At 62.1% G+C, this 15,898-nt stretch carries 11 protein-coding genes; 3 read left to right on the top strand and 8 right to left on the bottom strand.

The features are described from left to right. The first annotated feature begins 6 nt into the window (after positions 1 to 6). Positions 7 to 1,017, top strand: a complete 1,011-nt coding sequence (locus WC392_06915) for a DNA-binding protein (protein ID MFA5242092.1) — start codon at positions 7 to 9, stop codon at positions 1,015 to 1,017. A gap of 1 nt (position 1,018) precedes the next feature. Continuing rightward, entirely contained in the window at positions 1,019 to 1,471 is a 453-nt protein-coding gene (locus WC392_06910; protein ID MFA5242091.1) for a type II toxin-antitoxin system death-on-curing family toxin, read from the top strand. 177 nt (positions 1,472 to 1,648) lie between these two features. Here the strand turns inward: WC392_06910 and WC392_06905 are convergent, their stop codons facing one another. The 8 genes from WC392_06905 to WC392_06870 form a co-directional block, all read right to left on the bottom strand. Then, positions 1,649 to 3,118 carry an NADH-quinone oxidoreductase subunit M gene (locus WC392_06905; protein ID MFA5242090.1) on the bottom strand — a complete coding sequence of 490 codons (1,470 nt, stop codon included), beginning with the start codon at positions 3,116 to 3,118 and terminating at the stop codon, positions 1,649 to 1,651. 202 nt (positions 3,119 to 3,320) lie between these two features. Continuing rightward, entirely contained in the window at positions 3,321 to 4,835 is a 1,515-nt protein-coding gene (locus tag WC392_06900) for a proton-conducting transporter membrane subunit (protein MFA5242089.1), read from the bottom strand. Beyond that, positions 4,835 to 6,388, bottom strand: coding sequence for a proton-conducting transporter membrane subunit (locus tag WC392_06895; GenBank protein MFA5242088.1), 1,554 nt, complete (start codon positions 6,386 to 6,388; stop codon positions 4,835 to 4,837). Before WC392_06895 ends, WC392_06900 begins: the two co-directional genes overlap by 1 nt. Next, positions 6,385 to 6,567: a hypothetical protein gene (locus WC392_06890; GenBank protein MFA5242087.1), complete on the bottom strand. Its 183-nt coding sequence runs from the start codon at positions 6,565 to 6,567 to the stop codon at positions 6,385 to 6,387. The genes WC392_06895 and WC392_06890 overlap by 4 nt, the downstream gene beginning before the upstream one ends. Beyond that, entirely contained in the window at positions 6,564 to 9,857 is a 3,294-nt protein-coding gene (locus WC392_06885) for a DUF2309 domain-containing protein (protein ID MFA5242086.1), read from the bottom strand. The genes WC392_06890 and WC392_06885 overlap by 4 nt, the downstream gene beginning before the upstream one ends. A 243-nt stretch (positions 9,858 to 10,100) precedes the next feature. After that, entirely contained in the window at positions 10,101 to 11,552 is a 1,452-nt protein-coding gene (locus WC392_06880) for an NADH-quinone oxidoreductase subunit M (protein MFA5242085.1), read from the bottom strand. 48 nt (positions 11,553 to 11,600) lie between these two features. Next, complete coding sequence (locus tag WC392_06875; protein MFA5242084.1) at positions 11,601 to 13,748, bottom strand: solute carrier family 23 protein; 2,148 nt, start codon at positions 13,746 to 13,748, stop codon at positions 11,601 to 11,603. A gap of 4 nt (positions 13,749 to 13,752) precedes the next feature. Continuing rightward, entirely contained in the window at positions 13,753 to 14,163 is a 411-nt protein-coding gene (locus WC392_06870) for a hypothetical protein (GenBank protein ID MFA5242083.1), read from the bottom strand. Between the two features lie 254 nt (positions 14,164 to 14,417). On the opposite strand from WC392_06870, the gene WC392_06865 reads away from it, so the two are divergent. Beyond that, the gene (locus WC392_06865) at positions 14,418 to 15,896 is read left to right on the top strand and encodes an ATP-binding protein (protein ID MFA5242082.1); all 1,479 of its coding nucleotides are present in this window, start codon (positions 14,418 to 14,420) and stop codon (positions 15,894 to 15,896) included. Positions 15,897 to 15,898 lie beyond the last annotated feature (2 nt).

Below are 15,898 nucleotides of genomic sequence, written 5' to 3'. Positions count from 1 at the left end.
ATAACTATGGCTGAAGACCTGACCACCTCGCAGCGCGAGCGCCAGAATATTCTCAATAACCGCTATGCCTTGGCAAAGGCCGAGGCGCATCTGGCGTTGGGCGGTTTGCCTTATGACGGTGAGAGTGTATTTACCAAGGCCCAAGCCGCAGAACTGTTTGAGGTAGACGACCGCACCATCGAGCGCTACCTGGCCAGCAACGGGGACGAACTGAGCCAAAACGGTTATCGCCTGTTAAAGGGAAAATCTCTTAAAAACTTCAAGTTAGCCCATGTCTCCGACATCAATGTCGGAGACAAGGCGGCAACCCTTGGGGTGTTCAGCTTCCGGGCGCTGCTTAATCTCGCCATGTTGCTGACCGAAAGCGAGAAAGCCCGCGCCATCCGTAGCCGTATTCTGGACATCGTGCTGGACGTGGTAGCGGAACGCTCCGGCGGGCATACCAAGTTCATCAACCAGCGCGACCAGGATTACTTGCCTGCGGCGTACCAGGAATTCAGCTACCGGCAAGTGTTTACCGATGCCCTGCGTGATTGCCTGTCGATGGGCGATATGAAATACAGCATTTACACGGACAAGATTTACAAGGCAATTTTCAAGGAAAACGCCCAGCAGTATCGCCAGATTCTGAAGCTGGCCGACAAGGACAATACCCGTGAAACCATGTATGCGGAGGTGCTGCGCACCATCGCCAGTTTTGAAAGTGGACTGGCAGGCCACATGCAGCAATTTGTTGAAGCTCAGGGGCGCAAACTGACCCCGCGCGAACTGGATGCCATGATTGCCGATGCGGAAGCCAGCCCATACATGAAACCAATCCTGGACGATGCGCGCAGCCGTATGGCAAGCCGTGATTTGTGTTTCAGGGATGCCTTGCATCATGCGCTGGAGTCGTATGTTCAGACCGTGCCGGAAGCCGACTTTGAGCGCTTCTTGGGAGAAACCAGCCGGACGCTGGAAGAGCGATTAAGCGATCCTGAAACGCTAGCGGTATTCAAGCGCCTTAAAGATCGGTGACATGAGCGACATCCGGATATTCTATTTCGATGCCGCCCACGCGATTCGGGAGCATGACTGGATCATCGAAAATTCAGGTGGCTTGGCTGGTATCCGGGAAATCGGCTACCTTGAGAGTGTTCTTGATCATATCCAGAACGACCTCTACTACCCGGAGTTTGAGGGAAAACTGTCGCACCTCATTTTTGCCATCAACAAATTTCATGCTTTCAATGATGGCAACAAGCGTTCCAGCATCGCCTTGGGTGCGTATTTCCTTGAATTGAATGGCTTTGACTACTGTGTCACCAAATTTGTCTGTGAAATGGAAAACATCGCGGTCTGGCTGGCTGAGGACAAAATTGGTAAAGAACTACTTGGTGAAATCGTGGTATCCATAATCATGGATGATGATTATCCGGAAGATTTGAAGTTAAGGATTCTTCATGCGGTTAGTGGTGAGACCGGACCTTGAACCACAATGAAAATCTAATCCATCCATACTCACAATGCCGGCCCCCTCGGCTCACAGGTTTTCGATTTCCGCGATGACTGAAGCGGCGAAACCGCTTCGCGTATCTTCTTTAGTGGCCCGAATGGATGCGGCAAGTCGTCTGCGCTGCGCGGGGTGGCTAAGCCACGCCTTTGATGCTTACCGTTTCTGAAAATTAGCAACCCAGGCTTCACCAGCCGGTTTGATCACATCTAGCACGAGTGAGGGATAAAAACCAACAGCCAGGATCAGGAAGGCAAAGATCACGGCGATTGCCAGCTCGCGCGGCCGCAGGTCCATGGCATCCGCCACCACCGGATTGGTGACCGGGCCAAGGAAGGTTTTGCGGTAAAGGCTGAGGAAATAGGCTGCACCCAGCACCATGGCGAACAGGGCGGCAAGTCCCGCGCCGGTGTGGTGCTTGAACACCGAAATCAGAATCAGCAATTCCGCGGGAAATCCGCTGGTGCCCGGCAGGCCCATGCCGGCGAAGCCGAACAGCAGAAAGAAACTCGCGAGCATCGGCATGGAGCGTGCCGCACCGCCCAGGCTCAACTGGTCTGTCGAGCCGGTGCGGTGGTGCAGGGCGCTGATGAGCAGGAAACCGCCGCCCGCCGCCAGGGTGAAATTGAGCAGTTGCAGCACCGATCCCTGCAATCCCTGCAAGTCGTAAGAGGCAACCCCCAGCACCACCAGGCCCACGTGCGACAGGCTGGCATAGGCCAGCATGCGGCGCAGATTGGTTTGCGCCAGCGCGGCGACCGCACCATATATCACGCCCATGGTCCCCAGCGCCACCAGCAGCCAGTGCATCTGTTGTGCCGCTTGCGGCGCCAGCGGGATGGCGAAGCGGATCAGGCCGTAGGCGCCGAGCTTGATGCCGACCAGCAGGGCAGTGACCGCCGCCGGCCCCTCCATGGCCACCAGCGGCAGCCAGGTATGGAGCGGGAAAACCGGAATCTTGACGGCAAACCCCAGCAGCAGGAGTAAAAACACCGCGAGCTGCATTTTTGCGGGGATCGGCGTTGCCAGCAAGGTAGGCAGGTCAAATACCAGTTCTCCGCCGCTGGTCGCATGGCTGAAGGCGAGCAGGATGAAGCCGAACAGCAGGGGGATGCCGCCCGCCACCATCACCAGGATGTATTTGACCGCCGCATAGCGCCGGTTCGGCCCGATCCCCCACAGGCTCACCAGGAAATAGAGCGGGATCAGCGACAGTTCCCAGAAGAAGAAAAACAGCATCGTGTCGAGCGAGCAGAAAATGCCCAGGGTGGCCGTTTCCAGCACCAGCAGCAGGCTGTAGTAGAGGCGCGGCAAGGTGGTCACGCTGTTCCACGAAGACAGGATGACGCCGATGAACAGCAGGATGGTGGCGGGCAGGAACAGCAGGGAAATGCCGTCCACGCCGACCAGGTACTGGATGTTGAGGCTGGGAATCCAGCGCGCCTGCTCCACCAGCTGAAAACCGGACTGGCTGGGGTCGAACCGGAATATCACCGCCAGAACGATGCCCAGGTCGAGCAGGACCGTCGCCAGGGCGATGCGCTTCGCCCATTCCGGGCGCGGCAGCAGCCAGGTCAGCGCGGCGCCGAGCGGCAGGGTGAGAAAGAGCAGGCTTAGCAGAGGCATGTTCATCCTAAAAACCTCAGTTCGATAACCACGGAGGGCACGGAGAACACGGAGAAGCAGGGTAGGCAGGGATGGGCGACTTGTCGCCCAACTCGCAAAGGTAGTTTGCGGTCACCCAACGGGTGATTGCCAAATATCATGCTATCTATTGTTTTTACTCCGTGTTCTCCGTGAACTCCGTGGTTAACAGCTTTTTCTAGGTTCATGGGTGTGCGAATCTCCCCGCCAGCGCATGCAGCGGCGCCTCGATCAGCTTCATCCAGGGTTCGAGGTAGAAGCCGGCGATGAGCAATACGGCCACGGCGCTCCCGGCTACCAGGTATTCCATGGGCAGGGTGCGTTCGATGGCGCCTACCCTGGATGTTTCGCCGCGCGGCGCGAGGAAGGCGCGCTGGAAGGCCCACAGCAGGAAGCCCGCCGCCACCACGTTGCCCAGCGCCACAGCGACGGTGAGCAGGGCGCCAAGGCGTTCGATGGAGGCTTCCAGCACCAGATGGACAGCATCGAAGCCTGGCGTGCCGGGCATGCCCACGATGGCCAGGCCGCCGAGCAGGAAACTGGCGCCGATGAAGGGGATGCGGTCGAACAGGCCGCCCAGCTGGTCGAGCACGGTGGTGCGGGTACGGCGATAGACAAAGCCGACCATGAACAGCATCACCGTCATGGCCAGACCGAAATTGACCGCCAGCAGGATGCTGCCCTGGAAGCCCTCGGCGTGCAGCGAGAACAGCCCGATAATCAGCAGACTGGTGTGACTGACCACGGCGAAGGCCATCAGGCGGCGCAAATCGCTTTGCAGGAAGGCCAGGAAGGCGGCGTAGAACACCCCTGCCGCGGCGAAGGCCACGGCGAAGCTATGCCATTGCACCACCGCATCCGGGACGATGGGGAACACGAAACGCACCAGGCCGTAGATGCCGACCTTGACGCCGAGCAGGATGGCGGGCGCGATGGCGACATTGCCGTGCTGCGTCACCCAGGGCAGCCAGCCGTGCAGGGGAAAGATCGGGGCGCGAATACCCAGGCCATAGAACAGCAGGAAGAAAATCACCGAGCCGACCGCGCCGCTGATGGGCACGGCGCTCAGATCGGCCAGTTCGAAACTCCAGTCGCCACCCGTCGCCTCGGCGTGGAACCAGCCCAGCAGCAGGGTGCCCAGCAGCAGCAGCAACAGGCCGGTGCCCTGGAACTGATAGAAGCGCGCCAGCATGGTGTCTTTTTCCGGCGAGGTGGCCCAGTTCCACAGCAGATAGCCGACCAGCCCCAGTTCCAGCGCGGAGGCGAGCACGAACCACAGCAGGTTGGTGGTCACCAGCAGCGACATCAGCACGCCTTCAACCGCCAGGATGACCGCCAGCAGGCGTGCCGGCTCGGCCAGGCCGCGCACCAGGCTGTAGATGGTGAGCAGCAGCACCAGCAGCGCGGTGAGCAGGACGAACAGCACGGTGACGCCATCGGCGGCGGCATGATAGGAAAAGGGGTCGAGCAGGACCAGTTTTTCGGCCAGCTGAAAGGCGGGTGAGGCAGCCTTGATGGTGCGGAACAGGTCGATCGCCAGCAGCAGCTCGATAATGGCGACACCCCGGCCGATGACTATGGCGTCGCGCCGCTCCCCGAGCATGAGCAGCAGGCCGGCGCCCAGCAGGGGAACCAGTTGCAGCATGCCGAGAATGGGGTAGGCCGCCTGCTGGGTCCAATGTATTTCGTTCAGCATCATCACAGAATCACCACCAGGGTTGCCATGATCAGCAGCAGGAGATAGCGCGGCTGCGAGAGCAGCCCCTCCATCGCCAGCAGATAGCTGCCGATGTGAGCCAGGGTGCGGCTCAGCCTGCTATCGCCGCCCTGGAACAGCAGGCGCGATTCGAAGCGGTGCAGCTTGAGCGCGGCCCATTCCAGGAATGCGCCAGCCAAACCGCTGCCACGCACGATTTTGTCCTGATTCATTTCTTCGCCGCTTGCCACCTTGAAGGCCGGGACCACCGCGGATTCGGGCAGGCCGACCAGGCGGCTCACCACGTTGTCATCCAGGTTGCGGACGTCCCTCGCGAGTTGCTGGGTGGGCCTCACCAGCAGCCAGTCGCTCAGGTGCTCCAGCCAGAAGCGTTGCAGCGCGGCGGTGTAAAGCTTTTGTTTGCCCTGCAGCCAAGCCGGGGCAGCCCGGGTGGGGCCGCCCATCAGGTGCATGTAGGAGGGCGAGGCGAGGAACTGCCAGGCGCGCCAGCTGGCGTGCAGCCCGAGGTGCCAGGCGGCGAGCGTGAACCAGCCCATTCCGCAGGCGAGGAACATCAGCCCGACCTGGGTGGTGGTGGCGAACATCAGCGCGCTTTTCACGTCGCTCTGGGTGAGGCCGCTGAAATAGCCATACAGTGCGGTGAGCAGGCCCAGCACCGCGATCAGCGACATCAGCGCGGGCGCCTGGCGCAGCAGCGGTTCCATGCGTATCAGCAGATATACCCCGGCATGCACCATCAGGGCGCCGTAGAAAATCGCCGAGGAGGGGGTCGGGCCTTCCAGCGCGCGGGCGATCCAGGGCGAGAAGGGGACTTGCGCCGACTTGGCCAGCGCCGCCACCACGAAACCCAGGGCGAGCAAACCGGCGGAGAGCGTGCCGAGCTGGTTGGCGTGCAGCAGGCTGGGCCATTCCACGCTGCCTAGCCAGATGAATGCCAGCGAAATGCCGAGGATGAAACCGGCATCGCCGATACGGTTGGTGACAATGGCGCGCAGCGCATTGATGCTGGCGGTGGGGCGGTCATAGGCATAGCCGATCAGCATCCAGGAACTGACCCCCGCCAGTTCCCAGCCGGCGAAGGTCAGCGCCACGTTGCCGGCCAGAACGATCAGCAGCATGCCGGCAGTAAACAGGCTCATGCCGAGGAAGAAGCGGTGGAAACCGGCCTCGCGGTGCAGGTAGTTGCGCGAGAACATCAGGGTAAAGGTGGCTATGAAGGCGACCAGCGTGGCGATGGGCAGCGACAGTGCGTCGAGCATGAAGCTGACGGGCAGATTGATTGCGCCGCTGGAGAACCAGGTGCCGACGCGTACATGGCCCGGCACGCCCTCGAAGAGGGCGAGGATATCCAGGCCGAGCAGCAGCAGCAGCGCGGTTCCGGCACAGTAAATGGCAATGCGTGCGCTGAGCGGTTCGGCCAGGTCGCCTTTATCGCTCCCGCTGAGGATGCGCAGCGCAATTCCCGCCGCGCCCAGCAGGGGCAGCAGGGGGATCAGCCAGGCCTGTTGCGGGGCCAGTTCGAGCAGGTAGTTCATGCTGAAATCCATTTTTTAACCACGGAGGGCACGGAGAGCACGGAGAGCACGGAGTTAAAACGGCCGATGGCATGCTGCAGGGTGACCATCTTCCAGGCGAGGCTGCAAATATCCCAGGATTGCTTTTCTTCGTGCTCTCCGTGCCCTCCGTGGTTATGCAATGAAATTTCAATATTCATTTCCCGGCCTCCAGTTCGACCGGGCATTGCAGCAGCGCGGGCGGCAGCGGGTCGCGCCGGCCCGCGAACCAGTCGAGGGAGCGCGCCACGGTGGGCAGCGTTTCCTCATTGCCATGCCAGGGCAGCCAGCCCCGGGCCGGGTCGAACAGCTGGATGTCCGCGCTGTCCGGGTCCTTGGCGGCGACTACCATCCATTCCTTGCCGACCAGCTCCTGCAAGGCAGGCTGGCGCTGGTAGATGGCGGTGATCAGCTCGATTTTGGCTTCCACCACCACCAAGAGGCGCATCGGCTCGTGAATTTCGATCATCTGGCGCGGCAGGCCGGTGCGCAGGTCGGAGGAGGCGCCCTCCATGACGCCGAACAGCCCGGCGATGTTGTGCATGATCTTGCTGCTGCAGCCGTAGTATTCGTTGTCCACCATGGAAAAATAATATTCGAGCGAAATTCCGGCGCCGACCGGGCCGTTGATCAGCAGGTGGCGTTCCAGGATCAGGCCTTCCGGGTCGATGGTCGTATCGTATGAAATCAGGAAAGCGCGCCGGTCAAAAAATGCCCCCCGGCTCATGGAGCGCCGCCCGATGAAGGCGCAGGCATTGGTGGCGTGCCCCAGCTCCGGGCGCGGCTGGGAGAAATCGTGGCGGCGGTTCTGGATGTGGCGCCAGGCTTTCATCAGGGCGGGGTTGCCGGGCGCGGAGGCGAAGCGGCGGCAGCGTTCCTGGGCGTGCAGGCGGGATGCCTGCGCCACTTCCTGGCGCAGTTTGGCAAAGGCGGCTTGCAGTGGTTCGGGGACGAGGTCCTCGTCGTACCAGGTCACGATGTCGTCGCAGGTGTTGTGTTCCGCGCTCAGAAACCAGGTCGATGCGGGAATGACGATGCCTTTTTCGGCCAGCATGGCGCGGATTTCCGGGCGGTTGACCATGGTGGCGAAGGCGCGCGCGTTGGGGCCGCTGTGGCGGCCCGAGCAGGCGCCGCAATCGTAGGCGGCCATGTGCGGGTTGTTCTGGCTGTTGGAGCCATGCCCGGCGATGACCACCAGCGGCGCAAAACCTGAAGCCAGGCCCATGCCGCGCAGGAAACCGTACATGCGCTCGGCCTGCTCGCTGCCGGTAAAGCCCAGGCGCGGCGCTTGCGGCGTGGCAGCGGGACTGTCGTCGGGCGCGGTCAGGGTAATGCGGGTGGGAACGGGCCGGTCGAAGGCGCTGGCGAGTTTTTTTGCCCATCGCCCCATGCGCGCCGGCGCCAGCAGCTTGCCGCCCAGCACGGCGAGCGTGGCCGGAGCCGCCGCGGCCGCGATCAGCGCGGGCAGGATCAGTCCCCGGCGCGTGTCCTGGTGCAGGTGTCTGGACCAGCGCATGCGCCGCTCGTGGCGCTGGTCATGCGCCGCGCGCTGCTGTTCAAAACCTGCCTGCTCGATTTCCCGGACTTCGTGGGCGGGGATGATGACCACGGGGATGACCGGGCACAGCGGGCCTGCCTCCTTGTCATCCAGCCCGCGCCAGTTCATGAAGATGCCGTAATGGGCCGCCGCGCCCAGGGTTTCGAGCCGCGGGTTGACTTCTTCGACATGGCGGCGCAGGCCTTCCTCGCGGTCGTCCAGGCAAAAAACCAGCTGGGCCTCGGGCAGGCGCTCGCGCGTTTTCCACGGCCCGCGTTCATGGTTGGCCTGCAGGGCGGCAAAAATTTGCTCGCGGTAGTTGCGCTCGTAAGCCAGCAGCCAGACATAACCGCGCTGGCCGGAATCCAGCAGCTTGAGGCAGTCGAGCAGGGCTTCCGCGCCAGCGCGCCCCATGGCCGAAATGTCGCGGCCCGCCAGGCCGAGGTGCTGGGCGAGACAGAACAGCGGCCAAGCCGAGCCGGAAACGCTGACGCCGCCGCGCCGGTCGCCGGCGGGGGTCTGCTGCCAGCTCCACAGCAGCTGGGCCATGGTTTGCCAGCCCTCGTCGTGGGTGTTTTCCTTGCGGTTGGGGGCTTCGCGCGTGAGTTGTTCGGCGAAGCTGATGAGATATTCCGGCAGGCGGCCCTCGAACAGGGCGTGGCGCACCATCAGTTCGGCGGGCAGATGGCGGAAGTACCAGCGCAGCCCCGAAAGCGTGGCTTCGATGCGCCAGTGGCGGCGGCACAGGCGCTGGGCGAAGAGGCGCTCCATCACCAGGCGCACGGCGAGGTAGTCCATCATGTCCACCGGCGTGGCCATGCCGCCATAGCCGGGGTGGTTGTGGCGCCACAGCGCCATGCCGGACCAGCCTGGAATCTCCAGCGCCAGCCGTTCCAGGTAGCCTTCCCAGCGCTCCTCGGGCAGGCCGAACAGGCGCAGCTCCTGGATGATGGTGTCGAGCGGATCGGCGGGCAGGCGGTCGGCCAGCATGCGCCAGTCGGAAAGGTCGTTGAGCACCCAGGACAGGTCGTTTTCCGCGCTTTCGCGGCAGGCGGCGTAGAAGCCTTTGGGCCGCGCCGGGTTGTGCCAGGCGGCCATGCCCTGGTCGAGGTGGGCTGACAGGTAGCGGATCAGCAGCGGGCGGATCTCGTCCAGCAGATCCTCGCCGGTCAGGGCCAGCAGCAGGCCGCGCAAGGTCCATTCGCTGCCCACCTTGTCGAGCAGGGTGTCGAGCAGATGGGCGGCGTCCTTGCGGATCAGCCGCTCCACCAGCGGGCCTTCGCCAGCGTGGCCGGTTTCCTCCGCGATGCGCGCGGCCATTGCCTCAACGTGGTCGGGCGAAGGATCGAGCAGCTCTTCCGGGTGGCGCAGCTCATGTTCCAGTCCCAGGGTGGTGAGGCAGGCGGACCACAGTTCAGTCAGGGCGGTTTTTTCATCCGTGCCCGTGGTCAGGCGGTTTCTGCTTTCCTGCCCGGCCGTGGGCTGGAAACGTTCCAGGGCATGCAGCTCCTCCACCTGCCATTTAAGCTGGCTGCGCGACAGGCGCTTGAAGGAATGCAGCAGGCCGGGTATCAGCACGTCGCGGCGCTGCAGCGGGCCGGTAGTGGTGTGCGCCACTACGGCAGCGGCGTCGAGCGCGGGCAGGCTGTCGAGCGCGGCAACCAGGTCGCCGCGCGTGATGCGGCCCTCGGCAAACCAGGCGCGGTAGCGTTCCTCCGGCAGATAGCCCTGGGCGCCGGTGAGCTTGCACGAGGCGGCGAGCGCCTGGTCGAAAGGCAGGTGCTGAAAGCCGTGCAGCGTGTTGTGGTGGACGAAATCCCGGATCGGCGCCTGCGCGGGCAGGACATGCTCGAAGTGATGAATCAGCGCATGCAGGCGGGTGCGGATGTCGCGGTTTGGCGTGTCTGCGTTCATCCTGAACCTTAGTTTGAAACCACGGAGAACACGGAGGACACGGAGAAGCGGGGTAGGCAGGGATGGGCGGCTTGTTGCCCAACTCGCAAAGGCAATCTTGGGCCTTTTATGGCTTCACCCAACGGATGAATGCCAAACGATATGCAATCGATTGCGATGCACTGAGTTTGCCGAAGTGTTTTTACTCCGTGCTCTCCGTGCTCTCCGTGAACTCCGTGGTTAACTGGTTTTTTCAGGTTCATCTCAGCCAAACACCTTGCTCAATTGCCCGACCGAGGAGGAAATCAGCCCCAGGGCCGCGCCGGGAAAAATGCCCACCAGCAGAATGCCGCTCGCCAGCACGCTCACGGCGGCGAGTTCAGCCCGGCTGAGATCGGGGATCTGGCGCATCTCTTCGCGCACCGGTCCGGTGAACAGGTGCCCCACGGTTCTGAAGGCGTAGGCGGCGCTGATCAGCACGCTCAGGGAAAGGATGATGATCCAGCCGCTCCAGCGCGCGAAACCGCCCGCCAGGACGTGAATTTCGGCAATGAAGCCCGCCGTGCCGGGAAACCCTACCGCCGCGACCAGCGCCAGTACGGTGAAAAAGGCGAAGCGCGGCATGACCTGCACCAGCGAGCTGTAGTCGGCGATGTCGCGGGTGTGGGTGCGCTCGTACAGCAGGCCGATGAGCAGGAACAGCGAGCCGGCCACCAGCCCGTGCGCCACCATCTGCATCACCGCGCCGTTGAGGCCGGCTTCATTGAGCGTGGCAATGCCCAGCACCACCACGCCCATGTGCGACATGGAGGAGTAGGCCACCATTTTTTTCAGGTCGCGCTGGTGCCAGGCCAGCACCCCGCCGTAGATCATGCTGATCATGCCTAAAGCGGCGAGCCAGCCCTGCAGCGCCTGCACCGCCAGGGGCAGCATTTCCGCGGCGCGGATCAGTCCATAGGCGCCCATCTTGGCGAGGATGCCGGAAAGCAGGATGGGCACCGGGCTGGGGGCTTCCACGTAGGCCAGGGGGAGCCAGCCGTGGAGGGGGAAAATCGGCACCTTGACCCCGAAACCGATCAGGAGGCCGAGGAAAATCATGATTTGCGTCTCTCGCGGCAGGCCGCGCGCGCCCTGGGCGATGGAAGTGATATCGAAGCTGTGGCCGGGGTTGGCATCGTAAAGCAGGAGCAGGGCGATCAGCATGAATACCGAACCGCCCATGGTGTAAAGCACGAAGTTGAGTGCCGCGCGGTGCTTGTTGGCGCCGCCCCAGCGGTCGATCAGGAAAAACAGCGGGATCAGGGTCAGTTCCCAGAAGACGTAGAAAAGCGACCAGTCGCGCGCCATGAACACGCCCAGCATGGCGGATTCCAGCAGCAGGACCAGGGCGTAATAGCCCTTGACGCGCTTGGTGATGCAATTGGACGCCAGGAGCGTGACCACGGTAAGCAGGGTGCCGAGCAGCACCATGGGGAAGGAAAAGCCGTCCACGCCGAGGGAAAACGCGCTGCCCAGGCGCGGGTTCCAGACATGGGTTTCGAACAGCTGTATGCCCGGGAGGGCGGGGTCGAAGCGGCCCAGCAATCCCCACGCCAGCGCCATGGCCGCGCCTGCCGCAAGCAGGGCGGTGAGGCGGATCAGGCGCTGGCTGTTGCCCGGCATCAGGGCAATGAGGACTGCGCCCAGAATGGGAATGAGCAGGAGGATTCTTAGCATGGCCGGTTCAGAACCCGATGTTGCCCAGCCTGAATGGCGGCGACGGCATCATGCCGGGCGCCGCAACTGGCAGAAAGCGCCTTCGTGCGTGCCCAGGCAGTTATAGATGGCCTCGAAGGCCTGATCCTCGTTGGCGAAGATGTTGTTCTGGGTGATCAGCTCGAACAGGCCGGTGTGGCGCATGACATCGAGCACCTGCTTCTTCAGGCCGGTGAACACCATGGTCATGCCGATGCTTTGCAGGCGCTCCACCAGGTGATGGATGACTTCCTCGCCGGAGGCGTCGAGCTGGTTGATGCCGTCGCCCACCACCACGAGGTATTTCGCGTTCGGCTTGTTGGCGGCCGCTTCCAGGATGGCGTCCTCGAAGAAGGGCACGTTGGCGAAATACAGCGAGCCGTCGAAGCGCAGCACGATGATGTTCTCGTCGGTCGGCAGATCCTTGTGCACGCTGATGTCGCGCAGGGTGCCATCCTTGTAGCGGCCGAGAATGGCGACGCGCGGCGACATGGTGCGGTAGAGATAAAGGATGATGGCCAGGCCCGCCCCGGCCATGATGCCGTTGTCGAGGTGCGGCGCGAAGGCCAGGGTGGCGATGAAGGTCACCACGGCGGCAACGCCGTCGTGCTTGTGCGCGTGCCAGGCATGCTTGATCGCCTTGAAATTGACCAGGCCGATCACCGCCATCATGATCACCGCCGCCAGCACCGCCTGCGGCAGGTGATACAGCAGCGGGGTGAGGAACAGCAGGGTGACCAGCACGATAATCCCGGCAAAAACGCTGGACATGCCGGTCTTGGCGCCGGCCCCGATGTTCACCGCGGAACGCGAGAACGAACCCGATACCGGGAAAGCCTGGCTGAAGCTGCCGACGATGTTGGAGAGGCCCTGGCCCAGCAGTTCCTGGTTGGGGTCGATGCGCTGCTTGGTCTTCGCGGCGATGGCCTTGGCGATGGAAATGGCTTCCATGAAGCCCACCAGGGAGATTACCAGGGCGCTGGAGAGCAGCGTCATGATGGTCTCCCAGCTCAGTTGCGGCAGGCCGAACTTGGGCAGGCCGGAAGGAATGGCACCAACCACCTCGCCGCCGCCGGAGAGCTTGAGCTCGCCCTCGCTGAGCTTTTTGATGCGATAGCGGTAGCCGTCGGGCTGCTCGCCCTGCGGTACCGTGCCTTTCAGGTAGAGCCGGTCCGGCGCGCCATTGGCGCCAGGCACCAGTTCCAGCTTGAACTTGCGCAGCGTGCGGGCTGACTTGCGGTTTTCATCCTCCACGTCCTTGAGCGTGCCTTCCAGCAACTCGACCTCGTAGTGCAGCGTGGCGATGGAGGTGTCGTTGTCGCCCTCTTCCTTTTCCAGTTTCTTGATGCGCACCTGCCGGGTGGCGATCTGGTTGCCGATGGCGCTGATGCGCGCCTCGGTCTGGCTGGCCAGGTCGGCCACTTCGCGCACCTCGGGGGTCATGATCTGTTCGGTTCTGGCCTTGGCATTGTGCTCGAAGCCGAGCGACCAGCTGGCGATGGTGGTGACGGCCACGGCAATCAGCACGCCGGGCATCTTGGGCGCGTATTTCTTCAGCCCCCACATGATGGCGAAAGCGGAAACGCCCATGATCAGGGTGGGGATATGGGTGTCGCCGACCTGTTGCAGCACGCCCCAGATGTCATTGATGAAGTGCTCGCTGCGGCCCATGGAAACGCCGAACAGCTTGTTGAGCTGGGACAGGCCGATGATGAGGGCGGCGGCGTTGGTGAAGCCGACGATCACCGGGTGGGAGAGGAAGTTGACCACCACGCCGAGCTTGAAAATGCCCAGTGCCAGCTGGATCAGCCCCACCAGCAGGGCCAGCAGGATGGCCAGCGCGACGAACTGCTCGGAGCCGGTGGCGGCCAGCGGAGCCAGGGCGGAAGCGGTCAGCAGCGAGGCCACGGCTACCGGGCCGGTAGCAAGCTGGGCCGAGGAGCCCCACATGGCGGCGATGATGCCGGGCAGAAAAGCGGCATACAGGCCGTAGTAGGCGGGCAGCCCGGCCAGCTGGGCGTAGGCCATGGACTGGGGAATCAGCACCAGCGCCACGGTGATGCCGGCGATCAGATCGGCCTTGAGGTAGGCAGGGCGCAGGGGGAGCCACTTCAAAAAGGGCAGGAACCTGGTGAGAGACATGGAACGGCTCGATGTTTGTGCTATTTCGCTGGACATTTTTTTATTCCTGATTCGATTTACGTGGGGCGGCTGTTACCAGCGGGCATTCCAGTTTTTTCCAGGGGTCGCTGTTCCTGTCCTGGGCTAGCGATTCCCAGCCCTCCAGGGAGTCGATCACCACCGCGGAGACGCATTCGTGCGTGTTGGCATAATTCACAATGTCGCGCCGCCGCAATGCCGGCTTCCTGGTCAGGCTGTAATACAGCCCTTCCTGGCGCAAGGTTTCGAGCAGCTCCTGCAATGGCAGGGGCAAGGTTTCGTCCTTGACGATCGCCATGATTTCCAGGCCGGCATCCATTCTTTTGCACAGGCTGAGTGCGGATGCAAGCAAGCGCTGGTCGATGCTGTCCTCGCGCACGGCAAGCAGTACTTTTCTCTCCGGTTCCGGCCGCGCCGGTTGTATGCGGGACATCGCCGTTCCTCCCTTGGACGCCTGTGACATAGCGGTTTTCGTGCCAGGCCTGGATGGCTATTCCTATCGTGATGAATAAAAAGGAGAAATGCCGGTTACGGGAGATTCTCTTGGATTCTATTCTTATGTTGCAAATTGCAATCATGAATCTGTTTTTTATTGTAAATCGCTATTTGAATGGCTTTTTATCAGGTGTTGCCGATGTGTTATGGTTCGTTGCAAATTGCAATTGTTTTGCTGTATGCTCCACAGCGATGAACTCACTGCGCCAGAAAATCACTTTCGGCTACTATGCGATCGGCACCATGATGGTCGGCATATCGCTGTTCGCTTTCGTGGAACTGCGCCTGATCGAGGAGAAAATTCTTGCTGGAGGGCTGATTTCGGAATTTTTCGATACCACCCTGGAGGTTCGCCGCTTCGAGAAGAATTATTTTCTCTACCGGCAGGCTGCGGACATGGTGGAGAACCGGCGCTATGTCCTGCATGCGCAGGCGCTGCTGCGCGAGAATGACGAGGCCTTCGGCGCATTTGCCAGTGCGCCGCGAATCGCTGGTCTGCATGACGGTTTGAGCCGCTATGCGGTCCTGATGGACGAATACGAGCTTGCCGGGGAAGCGGATGAGTCTCGCAAAGAAGGCCAGGTAGCCCGCATCCGCAAGCTCGGCCAGGAAATCGTCGCCGTGGCCGAGGAAATCGCCCGCGCCAAGCGCTCCACGCTGCAAACCTCGGTTGCCCGCTACCGGCTGGCGCTGCTTGCCTCGATTGCGCTGCTGGTGCTGGCGGTGATCGCCATCGGCCAGATTTTGTCGCGGCGCGTGGCCCTGCCGCTGAAAAATATGGAAGAAAGCATGGAAGCAGTGGCCAATGGCAAGCTGATGCAGCTCGATATGCCTGCCAATGACCGCGAGATTGCTTCCCTTGTCAATGCCTTCAATCATGTCCTGCGTGAGCTGGAATTGCGCCACCTGTTGCGCTCCGAGAAGCTGGCTTCGCTCGGAACAATGCTCTCCGGCGTGGCGCATGAGCTTAACAACCCTTTATCCAATATTTCCTCTTCCTGCCAGATCCTGATGGAGGAGGGCGAAACGGCTGATCCGGCTTTCAGGAACGAGTTGCTGGGGCAGATCGACGAACAGACTATCCGGGCGCGCAATATTGTCCGTTCCCTGCTTGATTTTGCACGCGACCGGGAGTTCAAGATCGAACCCCTGAATCTGGCGCAACTGATTGAGGAAACCTTGCGTTTTCTCAGGGGTCAGGTGACAGCCCAGATTGCACTGACCGTCGAGGTGCCGGCGGGCCTTGTGCTGCAGGGCGACAAGCAGCGTCTGCAGCAGGTGTTCCTCAATCTGGTCAAGAATGCGCTGGAGTCCCTGGAAGGGGCGGGTGAGGTACGCATCAGTGCCGTGCTGCGCGAGGACGCCTCTGCTTCCCCGCCGCTCGGCAGCGGCGCCCATTTTCATCTCTTGGGTCGCTGTGAAAACCGTGGAGCGGTGGTCGACATCGGAATCCGGGATAACGGCAGCGGCATCCCCGCCGTTACCCTGCCGCGTATTTTTGACCCGTTTTTTACTACCAAGGATGTGGGTAAGGGTTCGGGCCTGGGGCTTTTCGTCGTTTTTGAAATCATCGAGGAACACGGCGGCTGCATCGCGGTGGAAAGCGAGCCCGGCAAGGGCACGGCTTTCCTGATCCGTCTGCCGTTACATCAAGATCACAAGGAAATATAACT

The organism is Sulfuricella sp., from assembly GCA_041651995.1.
Classification (GTDB): Bacteria; Pseudomonadota; Gammaproteobacteria; order Burkholderiales; family Sulfuricellaceae; genus Sulfurimicrobium.
This window is presented reverse-complemented; position numbering and strand designations above follow the sequence as displayed.